General features: G+C 71.8%; 20 protein-coding genes and 2 tRNA genes. 8 read left to right on the top strand and 14 right to left on the bottom strand.

Annotated elements, in window-relative coordinates; genetic code table 11:
• Positions 1–66: 66 nt before the first annotated feature.
• A tRNA-Met gene (locus tag AB0J67_RS08975) sits at positions 67–140 on the bottom strand.
• Between the two features lie 141 nt (positions 141–281).
• Between AB0J67_RS08975 and AB0J67_RS08980 the strand changes: the two genes are divergently transcribed.
• Positions 282–1778, top strand: a complete 1497-nt coding sequence (locus AB0J67_RS08980) for a cellulose binding domain-containing protein (RefSeq protein WP_363478377.1) — start codon at positions 282–284, stop codon at positions 1776–1778.
• 66 nt (positions 1779–1844) lie between these two features.
• Here the strand turns inward: AB0J67_RS08980 and AB0J67_RS08985 are convergent, their stop codons facing one another.
• The 5 genes from AB0J67_RS08985 to AB0J67_RS09005 form a co-directional block, all read right to left on the bottom strand.
• Positions 1845–2252 (bottom strand): VOC family protein, encoded by a 408-nt coding sequence (locus tag AB0J67_RS08985; RefSeq protein ID WP_363478380.1) that lies wholly within the window; start codon positions 2250–2252, stop codon positions 1845–1847.
• 17 nt (positions 2253–2269) lie between these two features.
• Positions 2270–2698 (bottom strand): helix-turn-helix transcriptional regulator, encoded by a 429-nt coding sequence (locus AB0J67_RS08990; RefSeq protein ID WP_363478491.1) that lies wholly within the window; start codon positions 2696–2698, stop codon positions 2270–2272.
• A 52-nt stretch (positions 2699–2750) separates the two neighbouring features.
• A tRNA-Met gene (locus AB0J67_RS08995) sits at positions 2751–2824 on the bottom strand.
• A gap of 87 nt (positions 2825–2911) precedes the next feature.
• Positions 2912–5797, bottom strand: coding sequence for a UPF0182 family protein (locus AB0J67_RS09000; RefSeq protein WP_363478383.1), 2886 nt, complete (start codon positions 5795–5797; stop codon positions 2912–2914).
• A gap of 227 nt (positions 5798–6024) precedes the next feature.
• Positions 6025–7107 (bottom strand): PDZ domain-containing protein, encoded by a 1083-nt coding sequence (locus tag AB0J67_RS09005; protein WP_363478385.1) that lies wholly within the window; start codon positions 7105–7107, stop codon positions 6025–6027.
• A 108-nt stretch (positions 7108–7215) separates the two neighbouring features.
• Between AB0J67_RS09005 and AB0J67_RS09010 the strand changes: the two genes are divergently transcribed.
• Positions 7216–8559 (top strand): zinc-dependent metalloprotease, encoded by a 1344-nt coding sequence (locus AB0J67_RS09010; protein WP_363478387.1) that lies wholly within the window; start codon positions 7216–7218, stop codon positions 8557–8559.
• A gap of 232 nt (positions 8560–8791) precedes the next feature.
• On the opposite strand, the gene AB0J67_RS09015 is transcribed toward AB0J67_RS09010, so the two are convergent.
• Complete coding sequence (locus tag AB0J67_RS09015; protein WP_363478390.1) at positions 8792–9316, bottom strand: M48 family metallopeptidase; 525 nt, start codon at positions 9314–9316, stop codon at positions 8792–8794.
• Positions 9317–9683: 367 nt separating this feature from the next.
• On the opposite strand from AB0J67_RS09015, the gene AB0J67_RS09020 reads away from it, so the two are divergent.
• The 3 genes from AB0J67_RS09020 (at position 9684) to AB0J67_RS09030 (ending at position 12480) form a co-directional block, all read left to right on the top strand.
• A complete protein-coding gene (locus AB0J67_RS09020; protein WP_166381884.1) occupies positions 9684–9839 on the top strand; it encodes a DUF5679 domain-containing protein in 156 nt (51 codons plus the stop codon).
• Positions 9840–10015: 176 nt separating this feature from the next.
• Positions 10016–11071 carry a hypothetical protein gene (locus AB0J67_RS09025; RefSeq protein ID WP_363478394.1) on the top strand — a complete coding sequence of 352 codons (1056 nt, stop codon included), beginning with the start codon at positions 10016–10018 and terminating at the stop codon, positions 11069–11071.
• A 71-nt stretch (positions 11072–11142) separates the two neighbouring features.
• Complete coding sequence (locus AB0J67_RS09030; protein WP_363478397.1) at positions 11143–12480, top strand: AarF/ABC1/UbiB kinase family protein; 1338 nt, start codon at positions 11143–11145, stop codon at positions 12478–12480.
• A gap of 344 nt (positions 12481–12824) precedes the next feature.
• Here AB0J67_RS09030 and AB0J67_RS09035 read toward each other — a convergent pair whose 3' ends face one another.
• The 3 genes from AB0J67_RS09035 to AB0J67_RS09045 form a co-directional block, all read right to left on the bottom strand.
• Positions 12825–13184, bottom strand: a complete 360-nt coding sequence (locus tag AB0J67_RS09035; RefSeq protein ID WP_363478400.1) for a WhiB family transcriptional regulator — start codon at positions 13182–13184, stop codon at positions 12825–12827.
• 119 nt (positions 13185–13303) lie between these two features.
• Entirely contained in the window at positions 13304–13660 is a 357-nt protein-coding gene (locus AB0J67_RS09040) for a hypothetical protein (RefSeq protein WP_363478403.1), read from the bottom strand.
• A 132-nt stretch (positions 13661–13792) separates the two neighbouring features.
• Positions 13793–16006 (bottom strand): ATP-dependent DNA helicase UvrD2, encoded by a 2214-nt coding sequence (locus AB0J67_RS09045; protein ID WP_363478406.1) that lies wholly within the window; start codon positions 16004–16006, stop codon positions 13793–13795.
• Positions 16007–16089: 83 nt separating this feature from the next.
• Between AB0J67_RS09045 and AB0J67_RS09050 the strand changes: the two genes are divergently transcribed.
• Positions 16090–16350: a mycoredoxin gene (locus AB0J67_RS09050; RefSeq protein ID WP_363478409.1), complete on the top strand. Its 261-nt coding sequence runs from the start codon at positions 16090–16092 to the stop codon at positions 16348–16350.
• Positions 16351–16397: 47 nt separating this feature from the next.
• Here the strand turns inward: AB0J67_RS09050 and AB0J67_RS09055 are convergent, their stop codons facing one another.
• Complete coding sequence (locus AB0J67_RS09055; protein ID WP_203742973.1) at positions 16398–16646, bottom strand: hypothetical protein; 249 nt, start codon at positions 16644–16646, stop codon at positions 16398–16400.
• A 177-nt stretch (positions 16647–16823) separates the two neighbouring features.
• The gene (locus AB0J67_RS09060) at positions 16824–17753 is read right to left on the bottom strand and encodes a helix-turn-helix transcriptional regulator (RefSeq protein WP_363478413.1); all 930 of its coding nucleotides are present in this window, start codon (positions 17751–17753) and stop codon (positions 16824–16826) included.
• Positions 17754–17993: 240 nt separating this feature from the next.
• Here AB0J67_RS09060 and AB0J67_RS09065 point away from each other — a divergent pair, with 240 nt between their 5' ends.
• Together AB0J67_RS09065 and AB0J67_RS09070 are read left to right on the top strand one after the other, a co-directional pair.
• Positions 17994–18512, top strand: coding sequence for a winged helix-turn-helix domain-containing protein (locus AB0J67_RS09065; protein WP_363478416.1), 519 nt, complete (start codon positions 17994–17996; stop codon positions 18510–18512).
• 31 nt (positions 18513–18543) lie between these two features.
• Positions 18544–19803 (top strand): MFS transporter, encoded by a 1260-nt coding sequence (locus AB0J67_RS09070; RefSeq protein WP_363478419.1) that lies wholly within the window; start codon positions 18544–18546, stop codon positions 19801–19803.
• On the opposite strand, the gene nudC is transcribed toward AB0J67_RS09070, so the two are convergent.
• A complete protein-coding gene (nudC, locus tag AB0J67_RS09075) occupies positions 19723–20628 on the bottom strand; it encodes an NAD(+) diphosphatase (RefSeq protein WP_363478422.1) in 906 nt (301 codons plus the stop codon). The genes AB0J67_RS09070 and nudC overlap by 81 nt on opposite strands.
• Positions 20625–21947: a pitrilysin family protein gene (locus AB0J67_RS09080; protein WP_363478425.1), complete on the bottom strand. Its 1323-nt coding sequence runs from the start codon at positions 21945–21947 to the stop codon at positions 20625–20627. The genes nudC and AB0J67_RS09080 overlap by 4 nt, the downstream gene beginning before the upstream one ends.
• Positions 21948–21965 lie beyond the last annotated feature (18 nt).

Raw genomic sequence — 21965 nt, forward strand, 5'->3', positions numbered from 1 at the left:
GACAAGCAAATGATCAAGGGCGCTCATCCGGTGACCGGACGAGCGCCCTTGACGCTGTTCTTCTCGTAGCGGGGGCCAGATTTGAACTGACGACCTCTGGGTTATGAGCCCAGCGAGCTACCGAGCTGCTCCACCCCGCGTCGGCTGGTACAGACTATGTCATCGTCGTCGACCGTGTCGAATCCTTAAATCAACCACATTTGTGGACGGCATCCTCTTGGCAAGACGACTTACACGGTGTTCGATAACTGGCAACCTTCCTTCAAGAAAGGAGCCAGTCGATGCGACCCTTCCGCGCGGCTGCCGTCACGGTGGCCGCCGCCCTGCTGGGCGCGGCGGTGCCGTACCTGCTCACTCCCGCGCACGCCGCCGGGCCGGTGCTCACCGCGACGGTGACGCAGGTCAGCACGTGGGGCACCGGGTACGGCGCCGACGTGACCATCACCAACAGCGGCGACGCGACCGCCACCGGCTGGACCGTCGCGTTCGACCTGCCCGCCGGCACCACGGTCAGCTCGTCGTGGAGCTCGACCCGCACCCAGACCGGCCAGCGCTACACGTTCGTGAACGTGAGCTGGAACGGCACCCTGAACCCGGGCGCCTCGCAGACCTTCGGCTTCAACGCGGCCGGGCTCGGCCTGCCGCTCAACTGCACGGTCAACGGCGCCGCCTGCGCCGGTGGCCCGGCGCCGTCGGCCTCGCCGTCGCGGTCGGCCGGCCCGTCGCCGTCGGCCTCCGCGTCCGCCTCGCCGTCCGCCTCGCCGTCGGTGTCCGTGTCGCCGTCCACGACGCCGCCGCCGAACGGGCCGCTGGTGGACGTGGCCAACGCCGCGCAGCTGACCAGCGCGCTCAACAGCGCTGTCCCGGGCACCGTCATCCGGCTCGCGGCGGGCACGTATCGCGGGGCGTTCGCGACCACCCGGCCGGGCACCGCGAACCTGCCGATCACGCTGACCGGGCCGCGCTCCGCGGTGCTGATCAACGACGGACCGAGCGGCACCGCGCCGTCCTGCCCGCAGCCCACCGCGGGCTGGGACGCCGGCTACGGCCTGTGGCTGTTCAACGCGCCGTACTGGAAGCTCGACGGGTTCACGGTGGCCGAGTCCAAGAAGGGCATCGTGCTCGACAACTCGCACCACGTCACCATCAGCGGCGTGTACGTGCACCACATCGAGGACGAGGGTGTCCACTTCCGCCGGTCCTCGGCCGACGGCGTGATCCGCGACTCGGTCATCGAGTACACCGGCCTGGTCCAGCCCGGCTACGGCGAGGGCGTCTACCTCGGGTCGGCCGGATCCAACTGGGCCTGCCACGGCAACTCCGGCGGCGTGGACCGCTCCGACCGGGTGCAGGTGCTCAACAACCGCATCGGCCCGTACGTCGCCGCGGAGCACATCGACATCAAGGAGGGCACGTTCGACGGCGTGGTCCGGGGCAACACGTTCGACGGGCGCGGCATCTCCGGGCAGAACTCCGCCGACTCCTGGGTCGACGCCAAGGGCATCGGGTACGTCATCGAGAACAACACCGGCACCTTCGCCGCGCCGGGCACGTTCGTCAACGGCTACGAGACGCACAACCCGACGACGACACCGGCCTTCCAGAACGGGTGCGGCAACGTGTGGCGCGGCAACAGCTCGAGCCTGGGCGGCGTCGGCGCGTACGCCATCCGCGTCACCTCGACCTCGAAGTGCGCCGGCAACCTCAACGTGGTGTACGCCTCCAACACCGTCACCGGCGCCACGACCGGCCTGACCAACATCGCCGTCACGCCCTGACCCCGCGTGAGCGGAGCTCCGCCCACGCCGACCGGCACGGGCGGAGCTCCGCTCACGCGGGACGGGTCACTTGGGCTGGTTGATGCGGCACATATTGCCGGACGGGTCGCGGAACGCGCAGTCGCGCACGCCGTACGGCTGGTCGATGGGCTCCTGGAGCACCTCGGCGCCGGTCGCGGCCACCCGCTCGAAGACGGCGTCGACGTCGCTCGTGCTGAGCACGATCCCGCCGAGCACGCCCTTGGCCATCAGCTCCGCGATCGCCTGGTTGTCCTCGGCGGAGGCGTTCGGGCTGGCGGCGGGGGTCAGCACGATGTCGACCTCGGGCTGCTCCGGGGAGCCCAGGGTGACCCAGCGCATCTTGCCGCCGCCGACGTCGCCGCGGACCTCCAGGCCCAGCGCGTCGCGGTAGAAGGCCAGGGCCTGGTCGTGGTCGTCGACGAAGAGGAAGGTGTGCGCGATTTTCAGATCCATGCAGCTCACGCTACGACTCAGGCGGCCGCTTCGGCTTCTCCGTTCCTGACGGGTCGCGTGAAAATCTTGGCGACGCAGGCGGGCACCCCGGCGAGCCAGGCGTGGTCGTCGCGCGCCCGGTACGCGCTGGGGCTCTCGCCGACCAGCTCGGTGAAGCGGGAGCTGAACGAGCCCAGCGAGGTGAACCCGACGGCCAGGCACACCTCGGTCACGCTCAGGTCGCCGCGGCGCAGCAGCGCCTTGGCCCGCTCGATGCGGCGCGTCATCAGGTAGCTGTACGGCGTCTCGCCGAAGGCGGCCCGGAAGCTGCGGGAGAAGTGGCCGGGCGACATGAGCGCGGTGCGGGCCAGCGCGGGCACGTCCAGCGGCTGGGCGTAGTCCCGGTCCATCCGGTCGCGCGCCCGGCGCAGCCTGATCAGGTCTTCCCTCGTCACGACGCTCACCATACCCACGGAAAGAGAAAGACCCGGCTCCACGAGGAACCGGGTCTTTCATTTGTAGCGGGGACAGGATTTGAACCTGCGACCTCTGGGTTATGAGCCCAGCGAGCTACCGAGCTGCTCCACCCCGCGTCGGCTTGTAAACAGTAGCGCGTTGATCGCACCTGCCGCAAATCGACACGGGGTGAGCGCCGTCTCAGCGCTCACCCCGTGTCCCGATCAACCTGTCGTCGCCGGTGTCGGCGTCGGCGTGGGCGGTGCCGGGCTCGCCGGCGCCGGCTGGCCGCTGGCCGCCTCGAACTCCTTCATCGCCGCCTCCAGCGCCGCCAGCGCCTTGCCGTACGCCTCGAAGTTGCCCGACTGCTGCGCGGCCCGCAGGTCGGCGATGGCCTGTTTGACCTTGGCCGCGGCGGCGGCCTGGCTGGGCGTGCCGGTGGTGGGCGGTGGCTGCTCCGGCGTGACCACCGGCGGTGTGCCTCCCGTGCCGACCAGCTGCTTGATGCCGTCGGCCAGCGTGTCGGCGAACGCCACCTTGCTGTCGCCGTAGCTGACCAGCACCTTCTTCATCAGCGGGTACGGGTTGTCACCGCTGGATTTCAGGTAGATCGGCTCGACGTAGAGCATGCCGCCGCCGTACGGCAGGGACAGCAGGTTGCCCTTGACGACGTTGGTGCTCCAGATGTTGAGCTGTGTTCGCGCCGGGTCGTAGTTCTCCATCAGCTGCTGTGCCTGGCCAGGGCCGGGGATCCGGCCGTCCTTGCTCAGCTCCAGCACCTCCAGGTGCGGCTTGCCGTCGACGTACGACCCGGAGATCAGCGCGGCCAGGTTCTGCTTCTCCCGCGGGGTCACCGCGGCGGTGAGCTGGAACCGCGGCTCGGTCTGCCCGGGCAGCTGCGTGAGCAGGTAGTACGGCGGCTGCTTGGCGTCGGCCCGGCCGGCCGGGTCGTTCGGCACGGCCCAGAAGTCCGGCGCGTTGAAGAAGTCGTTGGCGTTGTTCACGTGGAACCGGGTCAGCAGGTCGCGCTGCACCTTGAACATGTCCGCCGGGTAGCGGAAGTGGCTGGCCAGCTCCGCCGGGATCTCCGCCTTCGGCTTGACCAGGTCGCCGCCGAACGCGTCGTCCCACGCCTGCAGGATCGGGTCGGTCTCGTCGAACTCGTAGAGCGTGACGGTGCCGTCGTACGCGTCGACGGTCGCCTTCACCGAGTTGCGGATGTAGTTGATCTCCTGCCGGGCCAGCCGGAACGTGCCGTCGCCGGTCAGCGAGTCGCTGGTGGCGTCCTGCAGGTCCACGCGCTGCGCGTACGGGAAGTTCCCGCTGGTGGTGTAGCCGTCGACGATCCACACGATGCGGCCGTTCACCGCGGCCGGGTAGGGGTCGCCGTCCAGGGTCAGGAACGGGGCCACCTTCTGCACCCGGGTGCGCGGGTCGCGCTCGTAGAGGATCTTCGAGTTGTCGTTGACCGCGTCGGCCAGCAGGAAGTTCGACTCGGCGTACTTGATGGCGTAGAGCAGCCGCCGCCAGGTCGAGCCGATCTCCACGCCGCCGGTGCCGGTGTAGGTGTAGCGGGCGTCGCTGGCCTCGCCGGTGGGCCGGTCGTACTCGGCGCTCTGGCCGCCGTCCGGCTTGCCGACGATGGCGTACTCGTCGCCCATGCGCTCGCCGTAGTAGATCCGCGGCTGGTCGACCGGCAGCTTGTCGGTCGACGACGCGCAGCCCTGGTCGGCGCCCTGCGCCTGGCCGGTGAAGAAGCCGGAGACGAACAGCGGCTGGCCCGCGCAGACCGTGGTGTTGGCGGGCGCCGCGACCAGGCCGTAGCCGTGGGTGTACACCGTGTGCTTGTTGATCCAGTTGCTCTGCGCGGCGGTCAGCTTGCCGTACTCGATCTCGCGCAGGCCCACCACGTAGTCGGCGGTCTTGCCGTCGATCGTGTAGCGGTCGATGTCCAGCTTGTCGCCGAACTGGTAGAAGCTGCGCACCTGCGACAGCTGCGTGTAGGTGTCGGCGACCACGGCCGGGTCGAGCAGCCGGATGTTCGGCACGATGGTCTTGTCCTGCGCCAGCGAGGCCGGCGGCTCCACCGTGTCCGAGCCGTACGGCGTCGTCTTCGCCGCGTCCAGGCCGTACGCCGCGCGCGTCGCCGCGATGGTGCGGTCGATGTACGGCGCCTCCTTGACGTTGCGGCTCGGGTCGACCTGGAACGTCTGCACACCCCACGGGTAGATGCCGCCGATGGCGACCGCGGAGATGGCCAGCAGGCCCAGCGCCACGCCCGGCCACACCAGGTTGCGCATGACGGCGTTGGAGAAGATCAGGATGGCGATCACGACGATCACGGAGATGTAGGTGAGCATCTCCTTGGCCGGCAGCAGTGCCTGCACATCGGTGAAGCCCGCGCCGGTCAGGTCGGTGCCGGCGATGGTGTCCAGCAGCAGCGCCCGGCGGTCCAGCACGTACGCGATCGCCTTGAGGCTCACGAACAGCGCGACCAGGCCGGTCAGGTGGGCACGGGCACCGGTGGTCATCCGGTCGCCGGGGCCGGACAGGCGCACCCCGCCGTAGAGGTAGTGCACCCCGAGCGCGCCGATCAGCGCCAGCACCGTCACCGTGAAGCCGGTGTTGAGCAGGTACTGCCAGAACGGCAGCTTGAAGACGTAGAAGCCGATGTCGATGCCGAACTGCGGGTCGTCCTTGCCGAACGGCTTCGCGTGCTCGAACAGCAGCCACTGCTGCCAGTGCCCCTGCGCGGCCAGGCCGGCGAAGAACGCCACCGCGCCCGCCGCGAGCGCGAACCAGCGGATCAGGTGCGGGCCGAGCAGATACCGGTAGCGCTCCAGCGCCTGCTGCTCCACGCCGGTCGGCGGCAGGAACGGGCGCAGCCGGTACGCCAGGTACAGGTTGCCGAAGATGAACGCCCCGATGATCAGGCCGAACACCGCGAACAGGCCTATCCGGGTGCCGAGCTGCCCGGTGAACACCTGGGTCGCGCCCAGTTCGTCGAACCACAGCCACTCGGTCCAGGCCTCCACCACCCAGCCCAGGACGGCGAAGAAGATCAGCAGGCCGGTCAGCACGATGAGCCAGGCGCGACCGCGGCGGCTCATGTGCGGCAGTTGACTTGATCGGTTGACCACGGTGGAAGCCTACGTTGCCGTGCAAGTGCACGGCACTGAGGAAGGCCCCGGACCGGGGCGTTCTCAGCTTCTTAACAGGAATGCGGCGCGCCGCCCTCCCGCAGGGTCCGCGGCTCCCGGCAGCAGGGGCGGATGCCGCCCTCCCGGACGTCCGCGGCTGCGGTCCGGGAAGGCGGAGTGCCGCCGTCCGCGGCAGCTCAGCAGGAAGGCGGGGTGCCGCCCTCGCGGATCGTCTGCAGCGCCGACAGCGCGTCGTCGAGCGTGCCCACCTTGACCAGCGGCAGCCCCGGCAGCGCGTTGGCCTTGGCCTCCTCGCAGTTGTCGGCGGGCGTCAGGAACCACTTCGCGCCCGCGTCCTTGGCGCCGTACAGCTTCTGCGGGATGCCGCCGATGGGGCCGACGTTGCCCTCGTCGTCGATGGTGCCCGTGCCGGCGATGATCTTCCCGCCGGTGAGGTCCTCCGGCTTGAGCTTGTCGATGATGCCCAGCGTGAACATCAGCCCCGCGCTCGGCCCGGCGATGTCGTCGAGCTTGATGTTGAGCGTGAAGGGGTGCGGCTGCTTGGTGTCGACCTCGATGCCCACCCGGGGGGTGGCGTCGGAGTCCGAGGCCGGCTTCGTGGTCACCTCGACCGTGGCCGGCGCGCCGTCGCGGGTGACGCCGAGCTTCAGCGTGGTGCCGGCCGGCTTGGCCTGGATCAGCTCCAGCAGCTTGCCGTTGGAGGTGACGGCGGCGCCGTCGACCGTGTCGATGACGTCGCCGACCTTCAGCTTGCCGTCGGACGCGCCGCCCGCGACCACCTTGCTCACGGTGACCCGCACCGGGTAGCCGAGCTCGCGCAGCGCCGCGGTCTCCGCGCTGGTCTGCGAGTTCTTGAAGTCCTCCTGGCCCTGCTGGTCGATCTCCTCCCGGCTCTGGTCCGGCGGGTAGAGCAGCTCGTACGGGACGACCGCCTCCTCGTCGGACCACCAGCCGCGGATCACCGACAGCAGGTCGGTCGACGACTGCACGTTCACGGTGACCAGGCGCAGCTGGCCGTCGGACTTCGAGACCGCGGGGGCGCCGCTCTCGCCGGTGACCGAGATGACCTCGTGGCAGCCCTTCGCCGCGTCCTTGGCGCCCGGGTCGCACAGCTCGCCGTTCTCGTCGACGGCGGTCAGGGTGTCCACGGTGGGGCCGGCGCTCTCCACCACGTAGGGCACCCGGACCTGCCCGATGCCCAGCAGCAACAGGGCGGCCACCACCGCGCCCAGCACCACAGTCAACCCGCGACGTCTCATGGCGGCCAGCCTAGCCGGGCACCCGCGCGACCCGCCGGACCCTGACTCGTCCCCGATCATGCCCCCGGTATGAGTCACTTCGGCTCAAGTTCGCGTACGGTGGAGAGCGTGCCTGACACCCCGTTCGGGTTCGCCCTACCAGGCGGCCAACCACCAGATCCCAACGACCCGCAGCAGATGCAGCAGTTCCTCGCGGGGCTGCAGCAGCTCATGTCGATGTCCCAGTCCGGCGGAGGGCCGGTGAACTGGGACCTCGCCCGCCAGGTCGCCACCACCTCGCTCAACAGCGAGGGCGACCCCGCCGTGTCCGCCGCCGACCGCGCCGAGGTCGACGAGGCGCTGCGGCTGGCCGACCTCTGGCTCGACCCGGCCACCGCGCTGCCCAGCGGCGTGATCACGACCGCCGCCTGGAACCGCAACGAGTGGATCTTCAACACCCTGGACGTCTGGGGCAAGCTGGCCGACCCCGTCGCCGGTCACATGGTCGCCGCGATGGGCGACCTGGTGCCGCCCGAGGCCCGCGCGCAGCTCGGCCCGATGGCCGCGATGATCAGCAGCCTGGGCGGCGCCCTGTTCGGCGGCCAGTTCGGCGCCGCGCTCGCCAAGCTCGCCACCGAGGTGCTCTCCGCCGGTGACATCGGGCTCCCGCTCGGCCCCAGCGGCACCGCCGCGCTGGTCCCCGCCAACATCAAGGCGTACGGCGCCGGCCTCGAACTCGACCCCGGCGAGCTGCGCCTGTTCGTCGCCCTGCGCGAAGCCGCCCACCAGCGGCTCTTCGGCCACGTGCCGTGGCTGCGCGGCCACGTGCTCACCGCGGTCGAGGCCTACGCCAGCGGCATCAAGGTCGACCGCGAGGCCATCGAGGAGGCGCTCAGCCGGGTCAACCCGGCCGACCCCGAGTCGATGAGCGAGCTGCAGCTCGAAGGCATCTTCACTCCCGACGACAGCCCGCAGCAGCAGGCCGCCCTGCGCCGCCTGGAGACCGTGCTCGCCCTCGTCGAGGGCTGGGTCACCCACGTCGTCGAGCAGGCCGCGGCAGGCCGGCTGCCCAACGTGGTACGCCTCTCCGAGACGTTCCGCCGCCGCCGCGCCGCGGGCGGCCCCGCCGAGCAGACGTTCGCCGCGCTCGTCGGCCTGGAGCTGCGGCCCCGGCGGCTGCGCGAGGCCGCCGCGCTGTGGACGGCACTGGCCGAGCACCGCGGCGTGTCCGGCCGGGACGCCCTGTGGGCCCACCCCGACCTGCTCCCCGACGACGAGGACTTCGCCGACCCGGCCGCGTACGCCGCCGGCGCCGACACCGTCTTCGACCTCAGCGCCCTCGACGACCTCGACACCCCACCCACCGAGCACGCCCCGAACCCCGAGAACACCACCGAGGACGGGTCGAACCCGAAGGACGGTTCGAACCCCGAGGACGGCCCGAAACCACAGGACGGCCCGAAGCAGCCCTGACCCGCTCGGCAACGCACCGCTTTACATAGACGTTGGCCTATCACATCGAATTCGATCGGCGATTTTTCGATGCGATAGGCCAACGTCTATACGGGTCGGGGCGGGAGCTGGCCTTGATCGCTAGATCTGGTCGGAAAGTGTGGTGGGACTGCAGTTTTCGACCCGAAACAGCGGTCTTGGGCGGCAAAGAGCCCGGCCGCGGCGGGACGGCGCGGGGCGGGACGGGTTGGGGTCAGTCGGTGCGGGCGTCGGCGGCGGCTATGCCTTCGAGGTAGCCGCGGGCGCGTTCGGTGCGCGGGTAGCGGCCGACCAGCTCCCAGAAGCGCGCGTTGTGGCTGGGCACGATGAGGTGCACCAGCTCGTGCAGCAGCACGTAGTCGCTGACCCAGACCGGCATGTCGCGTACCCGCTCGGACAGCCGGATGGTGCGGTCGGCGGGAGTGCAGGAGCCCCAGCGGCCGTGCTGGTTGTTGACCCAGCGCACGCTGGCCGGCACCGCGATGGCGCCGAACTCGGGCAGGTAGCGCTCGGCCAGCTGCCGGGCGCGGACGGCCAGGTCGGCGTCGTTGCGCTGGCTGCGCTGGTCGCGTGCGGCGAGGCGGGCGAGCATCTTGCCGACCCACTCGCTCTCCTCGGCGCGGGAGAACTGGCTGGGGATGAGCACCACGACCCGCTCGCCCTCCCGGTAGGCGGACACCGTCCGCCGCCGGCGCTCGCTGCGCCGGACCTCCACCACGGGTTTGCGTGCGGCGGCCATCAATGACCGGCGCAGGCCAGGGGGCACCCGGGGGTGACCAGGGGGGTGTTGCTGCTCACGGCAAGGACGCTAGCGGCCGGGTGCCAGGGTTCCGCAAGGGTCAATCTTGTGATCATCGCCGGAATTGCCAGGATGGGGCGACTTCGCCAAGAAAATTCTTCCGGCCGGTACGGTCCGCACCGATCCCCATAAGGGGACATTGCTCAATGCACAGGCGACTTCCAGAAAATGCCTCATTTTCTACAAGCGTGATGACTCCGGCGTGTCCCGCGTAACCTGACTTATCTGATCGATCGGGGCAGGCAGACTTCCACCGTCACAGCGCGAGCGCCGCGGACGAGTCACCGTGGATCATGAGGAGGAAATCGTGGCCGAAGAGAAGTACAACGGCTACTGCGTGAAGTGCAAGGAAAAGCGTGACTTCACCGGCAAGGTGGAGATCTCCAAGACTGGCATGCGGATGGCCAAGGGGCCCTGCCCCGTCTGCGGAACGACCGTGAACCGCATTCTCGGCAAGGCCTGAGGTACAACGGCAGACAGGAGCCCGCGGACACCGCGGGCTCCTGTCGTCTACCCGACAGTTTTCCCCAAGATCTGTGGATAACCCAGGTCACCCCTGTGGACAACCTGATGATCACCGGGGACGGCCTGTGGACAACGCAGGCGGAGGGGGGCGTACGGCTGGCACCGTCGTCGGCTGTGAACCGCCCGCCGATGACCCGCCCCGCGCTGCTGCCGGGCCTGCGCCCGATGTGGCGCGACGCGCACACCGTCCAGCTGGGCACCGACCCCGAGCACGCGGTGGTGCTGGAGCTGCCGCACCGCTCGGCGGCCCGGCTGCTGGAGTTGCTCGACGGATCCCGCACCGAGCGGGCGCTGCTCGACGAGATGACCCGCCTGGGCATGCGCCCGGACGACGTGCACGCGGTGCTGGCCGCGCTGGCCGAGGCGGGGCTGGTGGTGCCCGCGCACGCGCTGATGCCCGCCGCGCTGCCCGCGTACCGCAGGGAGAGGCTTGCCGACGAGGCCGCCGCGCTGGCCCTGCGCCGCGCGGAGACCGCGGGCACCCCCGCCCGCGTGCTGCAGCGGCGCTCGCGGGCCCGCGTCATCGTGGCGGGGGCCGGCCGGCTCGCCGGGCTGGTCGGCACCGCGCTGCTGGACGCCGGGGTCGGCAAGGTCGGGCTGGTGGCCGCCCCCGGCGACGCGGCCGTGGTGACCGGCACCGGACCGGAGCGCCCGAAGGACGGCATCCCACGCGCCACCGCGGGCAGCGGGGCCGCCGGCCGGCGACCTCCCGCCAGCGGCCCCACGTCGCGGCCCGGCCCGCCCACGGCCATGCTGCGGGCCACCGACGCCACCTTCCTGGTCCAGGTGGGGTACGCCGTCGCCGCCCGTGGCACGCGCCGCCGGGTGCCGCACCTGGCGCTGGGCGTACGCGACGGGATCGCGGTGGTCGGGCCGCTGGTGCCCGCCACCGGCGGCCCCTGCCTGCGCTGCCTGGACCTGCACCGCACCGACCGCGACCCGGGCTGGCCCGCGCTCGCGGCGCAGCTGGCCGCCGGGTCGGGCGCCGACCCCTGCTCCGCCGCGACCCGGCTCACCGCGGCCGGGTTCGCCGCGGCGGAGGTGCTGGCCCACCTGGACGGGGCCGAGCCGACCACCGTGGGCACCACCGTGGAGATCAACGGGGTGCGTCCGTGGCGGCGGCGCACCTGGACGCCGCACCCCGCGTGCGACTGCACCCGCCGCCGATGACCTCGACACCTCCACGAGGTCTTCACCGCTCGGGATGGGCCGAACCGCAGGTGGTCGGCCACAATGGCACGGTGACCGACATCCCGCGCCGCGCCGTGTCCCGCACCGCCAAGCTCGCCTCGCTGCCCCTCGGGTTCGCGGGCCGCACCGTGCTCGGCTTCGGCAAGCGGGTCACCGGGCTGGCCTCCGACGTGATCTCTGCGGAGATCCAGGAACGGACCGCCGAGCAGCTGTTCAGCGTGCTGGGTCAGCTCAAGGGCGGCGCGATGAAGCTCGGCCAGGCGCTGAGCGTGTTCGAGGCGGCGCTGCCCGACGCGCTGGCCGAGCCGTACCGGGAGGCGCTGACCAAGCTGCAGGAGGCGGCCCCGCCGCTGCCCGCGGCGACCGTGCACAAGGTGCTGGCCGAGCAGCTCGGCGAGAACTGGCGGGAGAGGTTCCGTGAGTTCGACGACGCCCCGGCGGCGGCCGCCAGCATCGGCCAGGTGCACCGGGCCGAGTGGAAGGTGCCGCGCAAGCGCACCGGCATCCCGGTCGCGGTGAAGGTGCAGTACCCGGGGGCGGGCGACGCGCTCATCGCCGACCTGGCGCAGCTGTCCCGGCTGGCCGGGCTGTTCAAGGTGATCCAGCCCGGTCTGGACGTGAAGCCGCTGGTCACCGAGCTGCGCGAGCGCGTGGTGGAGGAGCTGGACTACGAGCTGGAGGCGGACAGCCAGCGCCGGTTCGCGCAGGCGTACGCCGGGGACGAGCAGATCCTGGTGCCGCAGGTCATGGCCGCGGCGCCCCGGGTGCTGGTCACCGAGTGGGTGGACGGCATCCCGCTGTCGAAGATCATCGGCTCGGGCACCGTGGCACAGCGCGACCGGGCCGGGGCGCTGATGGCGACGCTGCACTTCTCCGCGCCGGAGCGGGCCGGGCTGCTGCACGCCGACCCGCACCCGGGCAACTACCGGCTGCTGCCCGACGACCGGCTCGCCGTGATCGACTTCGGCGCGGTCGCCCGGCTGCCGCAGGGCCTGCCCGAGCCAGTCGGCCGGATCACCCGGCTGGCGCTGGCGGGCCGGGCCGACGAGGTGCTGGCGGGCCTGCGGGGCGAGGGGTTCCTGCGCAAGGACTCCGACATCGACGCGCAGGCGGTGCTGGACTACCTGCGCCCGATGCTGGACCCGCTGGCGGCCGAGGAGTTCCGGTTCAGCCGGGCCTGGCTGCGCGAGGAGGCGGCCCGGCTGGCCAGCCCGCGCAGCCCCGCGTACCAGCTGGGGCGGCAGCTCAACCTGCCGCCGTCGTACCTGATGATCCACCGGGTGACGCTGGGCTCGATCGGCGTGCTGTGCCAGCTCGAGGCCAAGGCCCACTACCGGGCCATCCTGGAACGCTGGCTGCCCGGCTTCGCCGACCCCGCGGCCGGCTGATCCCCGCCCCGCACGGCGAAGGGCCCGTACGCTGCCAAACCAGCGTCCGGGCCCTTGCTGACGAACAGGGGGATGGTGGGCCCGCCGCCGGGAGACGGCGGGCGTCACACGTTCACTTGCTTAGCGCCGCGACATCTCACGAGCGCGCTTACGCGCGTTGATCATGATCTGGCGGGCGGAACGGGAAGCCTCAGAGGGGATGGTCTGAGGCTCAAGCATTCGGGCCCGGCTCATGACTTCGTGGATCATATAGATGTCGCTCATGTCGCTTCTCATTTCCTTGTCTCCGGTTCTCGAGTTGTGACTTAGCCGGCAGGCGGCTGGTTTGGGTGTTGCGGAGTTGCTCAGGCGGCGAGCCGGACCGACTCGCGAGCGGTGACCGCGGCGACACGCGCCTCGGTCTCGGCCACCAGGGCCGCCTCGCGAGCGAGGTCGTCCTTACGCGGACGGCCACGCGGACGCTTGCGCGCCACGACCGCACCACGCTCGAAGATCTCGCCACCCCAGACGCCCCAGGGCTCCTCGCGCTCCAGTGCCCCCGAGAGGCACTCGGCCTTGAGCGGGCACTCGCCGCAGAGCGACTTCGCCAGCTCAAGCTCCGCGGGAGCGTCCGAGAACCACAGGTCCGGGTCGAACTTCCGGCAGGGCAGCTCCGCACCCAGCTCGACGCTGAAGTCGAGGGCTGGGGCCAACGCCAGACTCATCTTCCGGTCACCTTCCTTTCGTCTCGATCTCGTGGATCGGCTTTCCATGGGGGTGGAAATAACAGAGGCCGCGGATCCCGGTACGGGTTCCGCGGCCTCGAGGTGAGCCGATGGTCTGGTTAGACCTTTGGTTTACCTCGAGGTGGAACACCGCCGAATCCATCGAGCTTGACGCCCGTGGACTCCTGGTTCCGGTAGGCCAGGGTGGTGCTGATGGTGCTGGGGGTGGTGCTCTTCAGGGTCTCGGCGCCCGCGGGTGCGGCCGCCTTGATCGGGGTCGGGTTCCAGGCCAGCTGTCGCAGGACGGGCAGCTGGGCCACCGGCAGCAGACCGGTGACGGCCGAGCCGGCCGCGAAGCCACGGGTGGCGTGACCACCGATGACGGCACGGTTCCTCGGCGAGACGGCGACCGACGGCGCGCAGGCAGCGGCGAGCGCCGGCATGGCAGCGTTCGGGGTGATGAACATGATCTCCATGGGACTCGCCTCCTCTCCTGTGTTGCCCTCGTCGTTACAGAACGTGAATCACCGCTCAGGAGCAGCACTGATGCCCGCCCTTGAAGGTGTGACCGAAGGTTATTCCTCCCGGGCGGGAGCGCGCAAACGGTTTTACGGCTCTGTTGCCAAATCTTTTTGAAGATCTTTGGACCGGGCTTCCTCCGGTGCCAGATCGTCCACCGCGGCACCGTTCAGCAGGGCGAGTACGGCCTCGCCATACAGCTCCAGCTTGCGCGGCCCGATGCCGGCGATCTGGACCAGGCCGGATCTGTCGGAAGGCTGACGCTCGGCCAGCGCGGTCAGCGTCGCGTCGGTGAAGACGACGTACGACGGGACGCTCGCCCGCGCGGCCACCCGGGCGCGCCAGTCGCGCAGCCGTTCCAGCAGCTCCTCGTCCAGCGAGGACGGGCAGCCGGTGCACCGGCCGAGCTTGCGTTCCGGCCCGGCGAGCAGGGTCGCCCCGCACACCCGGCAGCTGACGATCACCGTCTGGCGGGGCACCCGGGGTGCGGCGGCCGCCGGCCGTTCGGCGCGTGGCTGGGTGACGTGGCCGCCGAAGCCGGGCAGCACCCCCTGCAGGAACCGGCACGGCCGCCGGGCCCGGCCGCCGGGCGAGCGGGCCTCGCCGTAGCTCAGCCAGAGCAGGCGGCGGGCGCGGGTGACGCCGACGTACAGCAGCCGCCGCTCCTCCTCCAGCGCGTCGGCGCTGCGGGCGTACGCCGTGGGCAGGGTGCCCTCGACCAGCCCGACCAGGAACACCGCGTCCCACTCCAGGCCCTTGGCGGAGTGCAGGCTGGCCAGCGTCACCCCGGCCACGGCGGGCGCGTGCTGGGCGTGGGCGCGCCGGGCCAGCTCGGCGGCGAACCCGGCCAGCCCGCCCTCGGCGCCCGGCTCGGGGCGGAACTCCACGGCCAGGCGCACCAGCGCGGCCAGCGCCTCCCAGCGCTCGCGGGCGGCGCCGCCGCCGGGCGGGCGCTCGGGCTGCCAGCCCAGGCCGGTGAGCACGGCGCTGACCGTCCCGGCGAGATCGTCCCGCTCCCGGCCGCCCGGCCCCGCGCCGGAGTCGGGCTCGGCCTCGGCGCCGGTGCGGGCGGCGCCGCGCAGGGCGGCCATCGCCTGGCGGATCTCCACCCGCTCGAAGAAACGCTCACCGCCGCGCAGCACGTACGGCACGCCGGCCTCGGCCAGCGCCTCCTCGTAGGTCTCCGACTGGGCATTGGCCCGGTAGAGCACGGCGATCCCGGCCGCCGGGGTGCCCGCGGCGATCAGCTCGGCGCAGCGCCGGGCCACCGCGCTCGCCTCGGCCGCCTCGTCGGCGAAGACCCGGACGTCGGGCTCCGGGCCGGGCGGGTGCTGGCCGACCAGGTCCAGCCGCAGCCGGGACTCGCTGCCCTTCGCGTGCCGGATGACCGCGTTGGCCAGCCCCACCACCTGCGGCGTGGACCGGTAGTCGCGCACCAGCCGGACCACGGTGGCGTCGCGGTGGGTGCGGGCGAAGTCCACCAGGTATGCCGAGGTCGCGCCGGTGAACGAGTAGATGGTCTGCGCCGCGTCGCCGACCACGGTGAGGTCGCGGCGGCCGCCGGTCCACGCCTCCAGCAGCCGCTGCTGCAGCGGGTTGACGTCCTGGTACTCGTCGACGACGAAGTGCCGGTACTGCGCGCGGACCTGCTCGGCGACGTCGGAGTGCTCCTCGATGCCCCAGCACATGGCGCGCAGCAGGTCCTCGAAGTCGATCACACCCTGGTGCCGTTTGATCTGCTCGTACGCGGTGTACACGGCGGCGACCTGGGCGGCTTCGAGCGGGGTCTCGCGACCGGCCTTCGCCGCGGCGACGATGTACTCCCCCGGCTCCACCAGTGACGACTTGGACCACTCGATCTCGGCGGCGAGGTCGCGCGCGCCGGTGCGGTCGGCCCGGACACCGGCCTTGGCGGCGGCGAGCGTCACCAGCCGCGCCTTGCTCTCGACCAGCTCCGGCATCTCCCGGCCGCGCAGCAGCCGCGGCGCGAAGTAGCGCAGCTGGCGCAGCGCCGCGGCGTGGAACGTGCGGGCCTGCACCCCGTGCGCGCCCAGCGCGGCCAGCCGCTCGCGCAGCTGGGCGGCGGCCCGTGCGGTGAAGGTGACCGCGAGCACGTGCCTGGGCTGGATCTGGCCGGTGACCACGCGGTGCGCGATCCGGTGGGTGATCGCCCGGGTCTTGCCGGTGCCCGCGCCGGCCAGGATGCAGACCGGCCCCGCCGGGGCGACGACCGCCGCCCGCTGCTCCTCGTCCAGGCCGGCGAGCACCTGCGAGGCCGTGTCGGAGGCGGCGTTTCGGGTCACAACAGGGAATCATCCCAGGTGTTGTGGATGTTGCCAGCGGTAGAGTCCCCCGGAGCCCCCGCTCCCCCGACCCGAGGATCGTCATGCTGACCATGTACTCGACCACGTGGTGTGGTTACTGCCACCGGCTGCGCAGCCAGCTCGACCGCGAGGGCATCGGCTACACCGTGATCGACATCGAGCAGGACCCGAACGCGGCCGAGTTCGTGATGGGCGTGAACGGCGGCAACCAGACCGTCCCCACGCTGCGCTTCGCCGACGGCTCCGCGCTCACCAACCCCAGCATCATCCAGGTCAAGGAGCGCCTCGCCGCCATCGCGGCGACGGCCGCCGACCCCGTCTGACACCCCCGCGTCCGCGCCCGCGCGTTTCGGGGCGTATCCGGAGCGGGTCAGCTGGGCCAGCGGGGGGCGTCGAGGCGGACGACCTTGACGCGCTGGCGGCCGGAGCGCACGGCGCCCACGGAGGCCAGGGCGCGGGCGAGCTGGAGCGCGGCGTCGAGGGTGTCGGCCTCGGCCACCTGCCGTCGCTGCTCGGGACTGCTGGTCTCGTCGCGCAGCGGTGACTCGTCGAGGAACGACGCGACCACTTCCTCGGGCGCGAAGGGTCGTACCTCGGTGCGAACGATCAGGTACCGCATGCGCTGCTCCGTCACTGCCTGCTAGGGCGGAGGTCGAATGTGGGTCCATGGGTGGAAGTTCCACATTCGGCTGATGTCATGCTTGTGCATTTCCCGAGCTGGAATCAAGCAAGACGCGACGATCGTCGAGCAGCACCGCCCGAACGGGTGACGGAGCGTAGTTTATCTGCGGATGGATCAGCCGACCAGGGAGCTGATCCACGATCGCGATCGGACCGGGTCGAGCGCGGCCTCGCTGAGCCAGCCGAACACGCGCGCATACCGCTCGACGCTGTTGCGGTCGGTGAGCACCAGCTCACGAGCCAGTGTCTCCACCGCGACAGTCTCCGGGTCCTCCGGGTCGGGAAAGTGATAGATAGAAAATCCCGTATACGGTACGAAGTGCTGGGCGACCGGCGCGTCGCGCAGCAGTACTCTGATCGTCACGTTGGGTAACGATGCCAGCGCGGCAAGATGCGCCAGCTGCCCGGCGCGTACGTCGTCCGGGGCGCCCCGGCCGGTCAGCGCCTGCTCGTCGAGGACCGCCTCGTAACACGGCGGATCCGGGCTGCGGGTGAGGATGGTCTGCCGGGCCAGCCGCGCCGCGACCTCGGTGTCCGGCTCCTGCGGCGCGGGCGGCTCGGCCACCGGACCGGCGCCGGGCCGCTGGGCGGGCACCGGCGCGACCGGCCCCGCCTGCTCCGACAGCGGCCACGACGACAGGATGCGCACCCGCGCGTAGTCCGGCGTCTGCAGCAGGCCGGGCACCACGCCCAGGCCGTACTCCCGGATCCGCGCGCTGCCCGCCTCCAGTTCGGCGTACCCCCGCTGGCGCTGGGTCATCACCGGATATGCCCGCAGCCAGCCGCGGGTGTTGCCGGCGTCGCGGGCGATCGCGACCAGCTGGTCGCGGTCGCGGCCGCGCACCTGGTAGAGGTCGAGCAGGTCCAGCACGTCGGCGAGGTCGGGGCGGCTACGGCCGTTCTCCAGCCGCGACAGCTTGGACTTCGCCGCCCAGCCGACCCGCTCGACGACCTGCTCCCCGGTGAGACCGGTGGTCTCACGCAGGCGGCGCAGCTCCACGCCGAGGCGCTGGCGGCGGACGATCGGGCTGGATCCTCGCGGCAAGGGGACCTCCGTCGGGCGACCAGCCCTCAGGCTAAGCCGCCGAACCCGCCCCACCCCGGCACCGACACGCCTTTCCCCTGGTTGATCACGGTCTCAGGGTCGCGACACGCCGTCGAACACGTCCACAAGTTCATGATCAACCAAGAAAGAGGGTTGACGAAAGGAGTGTTTCGAAAGGATGCTTTTGATGTGAGTGAGATGGCGATGCGGGACATCACGGATCCGCGGATGTTGCGGGCTATGGCACATCCGGTGCGGTTGAAGCTGGTGAACGAGCTTGTGCTGGGTGGGGCGGCTACGGCTACGGAGCTGGCCGAGCGGGTCGGGGAGAGCCCGGCGAACTGCTCGTGGCATCTGCGGCAGCTGGCCAAGTGGGGTTACATCGAGGAGGCGGAGGGTGGGGTCGGGCGCAATCGGCCGTGGCGCTGGGTGCCGGTGGGCAACCGGTGGGGCTCTGCGGGCGACTCCCCGGAGCTGCTGCGGGTGGGGGCGGAGCTGAACGCGCTGGTGCTGAGCCAGGAGCTCGCGCTGCGCGAGGCGTGGGACGAGCAGCGGCTCGCCGAGCCCGAGCCCTGGCGGCACGCGGGCTTCACCGTGCAGAACATCGCCTGGCTGACGGCCGAGGAGCTGGCCGAGATCGAGACGGCGATCGTGGCGATGACCGTCAACAAGTACGGCGAGCGGTTCGGCGACCCCGCTCAGCGGCCGGAAGGATCGCGGCCCGTCCGCCTCGTCGCCTGGGCACACCCCGCCCGCTGACCCCCTGCCCCACCACCCCGAAGGGACCCCCATGCGCGCCGTACTGCGCCGGCCCGATTTCCGCTGGTTGTTCGCCGGCCTGTTCTTCAGCATGACCGCCGAGTCGATGCTGGTGCTGGCGCTGGCCATCTGGGTCAAGGACCTCACCGGCTCCGACGGCCTGGCCGGCGCGACGATCCTGGCCGTGGTCGCGCCGATCATGTTCGCGCCGCTGCTCGGCTACGTGGTGGACCGGTTCCGCCGCCGCCCGTTCCTGGTCGCGACGCTGGCCGGCTCCGCCGTCATGCTGACGCTCCTGCTGGCCGTGCACGACCGCGGCGACCTGTGGATCCTGTACACCGTCGCGGTCTGCTACGGACTGTCGTACATCCTGGTCAGCGCCTCCCTGAACGGGCTGATAAAGGAGGTCATCCCGGAGCACCTGCTGGCCGAGGCGAACGGCGCGCTGCAGACGGTGCGCCAGGGCCTGCGGCTGGCCGGGCCGCTGGTGGGCGCGGGCCTCTACGCGAGCACCGGGGGCTGGGGCCTGGCCGCGCTGGGCATGGCCGGCTTTCTCATCGCCGCGCTGGTGATCTCGATGCTCAAGGTGCGCGAGGCCAAGCCCGTGCCCAGCGAGCTGCACTGGCTGACCGAGGTCGGCGCGGGCCTGCGCCACCTGACCGGCGACCCGGCGATGCGGCGCACGCTGACCGGCAACGTCATCGCGATCCTGGTGTTCGGCTTCAGCGAGTCGGTCTTCTTCGCCTTCGTGGACGAGGGCCTGCACCGGCCGCCCGCGTTCCTGGGCGTGCTGATCAGCGCGCAGGGCGTCGGCGGGCTGCTGGGCGGGCTGACCGCGGCCTGGCTGGTCCGCCGGGTCGGCGAGATCGCGTCGGTCGCCATCGGGATCGCCCTGTTCGTGCCGTGCTTCGTCGCCAGCCTCACGCCGCACCTGTGGCTGGCGTTTCCGAGCGTGATCGTGGCCGGGTTCGGGCTGCCGTACATCATCGTCGCCTGGATGACGCTGATGCAGCGCAAGACCCCCGGCGAGCTGATGGGGCGCACCTCGGCCGCGATGGACGCCATGCTCAGCGGGCCGCAGACGCTGGCCATCGGGTTCGGCGCGCTGCTGGTCGAGGCGGTCGACTTCCGGCTGCTGCTGATCGTGATGTCGGTGGTGATGACCGTGTCCGCGGCGTACCTGTGGGCCGGGCGGCGGCTCACCCCGCCGTCAGGCGAGCTCGCGCAGCCAGTGCAGGACGAGCCGGTAGGCGATGGAGGACCGGTTCGGCAGCGTGAAGGAGTCGTCTGAGCCGTCGACGACCGCGGCGATCTCGGTGCGGGTGAACCAGCGCGCGTCGAGCAGCTCCTCCGGATCGGTGCGGATCGGCGCCTCGGCCGGGTCGGCCGTGGCGGTGAAGCCCAGCATCAGCGAGCGGGGGTACGGGAACGCCTGGCTGCCGAGGTAGCGCGGCTCGCGGGCCCGGACCCCCGCCTCCTCGTACACCTCGCGGGCGACCGCCTCCTCGGCGGTCTCCCCCGCCTCCACGAAACCGGCCAGGGTGGAGTAGCGCCGCCGCTCCGCCTTCGCCCAGATCACGTTCGAGCCGAGCAGGGCGCGCCCGTCCGGTCCGGACACCCCGTCGTGCACCAGCATGATCACGGCCGGGTCGGTGCGCGGGAAGTGCAGCTCGCCCTCGCTGTCCCGGCGCACCCAGCCGCCCTGCTCGACGGTGGTCGGGCGGCCGGTCCGCGGCGCGAACAGGTGATCGCGGTGCCACCGCACCAGCGCCAGCGCCTGGGTGAGCAGCGAGGCGTCGCGGGGCGGCAGGTCGGCGCCGACCTCCCACAGGTGCTTCGGCTCGGCGCCGGGCACCTCGGGCAGCGCCCGGTTGACCGCGAAGTACGGCGTGCCCTCGGCGTCGACGCCGAGAAAGAGCGGCTCCCCGGCCGCGCCCTCCTCGCCCACCTCGGCGGAGGCGACCAGCACCAGCCGGTCGTCGCGGATCAGCGCCCGGCCGTCGTCGCCGATCACGACGACCCGGCCGCGCAGCCACGCGTCGGCGAGCCACTGCGGATCGGCGCGGCGGAACGCGGCCCGGTCGAGATCCGACCGGGCCGCCTCGTGTTCGGTCACGGCTTCGACTCGACCTCTACCGGCAGGATCGCGGCGACCGCGGCCCGGATCTTCTCCGCGTCGCCGAGGATCACCGGGGCCGCCACGGCGGGCGCCAGGTACGTCGCCGCGGCCCGGTGCACGTCCTCCAGGGTGGCCGCGGACAGCCGCTCGGAGTAGTCGGCCAGGTAGCCCAGGCGCAGCCCGAACCCGGCGTACGTGCTGGCCAGCCCGGCGAGCCCGGCCTGCGTGGACATGCCCAGCTGCAGCGTGCCCAGCGTGTACTGCCGCGCCTGCTCCAGCTCGGCCTCGGCCGCCGGCAGCGCCGCGATGCGGCCCAGCTCGTACAGCGTCTCGACCAGCGCCGGTGCGGTGACCTCGGTGGCCACCTCGGCGGAGACGGTCAGCGTGGACCCCGCCACCGAGTGCTCCAGCACCGAGTGCGGCCCGTAGGTGTAGCCCTTGTCCTCGCGGATGTTCTCCACCCAGCGGGAGGAGAAGTAACCACCGAAGATCATGTTGGCGAGCTGCAGCGGCGCGTGGTCCGGGTGCGTGCGCGGCACCGCCGGCAGCGCGATGCGCAGCGACGACTGCACCGCGCCGGGCCGGTCCACCAGCAGCAGCGGCCCCGGCGTCAGCGCCGGGATCGGCGGCAGCTCGGCGGTCTCGCCCCGGCCGTCCCAGGCGCCCAGGCGCTTGGTCGCGGTGTCCACGGCCTGCTCGGGGTCGAGGTCGCCGACCAGCACCAGGGTCGCCCCGGCCGGGTGCAGGCGGCGGGCGTGCAGCGCGCGCAGCCCCTCCGGCCGCACCGCGCGCACCTCCTCCACCGACGGCGTCTGCACCGCGTACGGGTGCCCCGGGTAGATCCGCTTCAGCAGCGCCACCCGTGCCAGGTGGGCGGGCTGGCTCTGCGCCACCTGGATCCGGTCGGCCAGGCGCTCAGACTCCGTCGCCACCTCGCCCTCCGGGTACGCGGCGTCGTCGAGCACCTCGGCCAGCAGCTCCAGCAGCCGGTCCAGCCCGGACACCAGCGAGTTGCCGCTGATCAGCAGCCGGTCCGGGTCGATCCCGGCGCCCAGGCCGCCGCCGACGGTCTGCAGCTCGGCGGCGATCTGGACGGTCGTCTTCGTGCTGGTGCCGGAGAACAGCGTCTGCGCCAGCACCGCGGCCTCGGCCAGCTCGGTGCGGGCGAACGGCACCCGCAGCCGCACCTCGGCCAGCGGCACGCTCGGCCGCCGGATCGCCAGGATGGTCAGGCCGTTGGGCAGCGTCCGCTCGGCCTGCAACGGCAGCGACAGCGGCCGGGTCTCGTCCAGCTCGGGCAGGGCGAGGGCGGTCATGCCGTCACCTCGCTTCGC

Origin of the sequence: Catellatospora sp. NPDC049609, from assembly GCF_040675365.1 — a bacterium.
In the GTDB taxonomy this organism is placed as follows: Bacteria; Actinomycetota; Actinomycetes; order Mycobacteriales; family Micromonosporaceae; genus Catellatospora.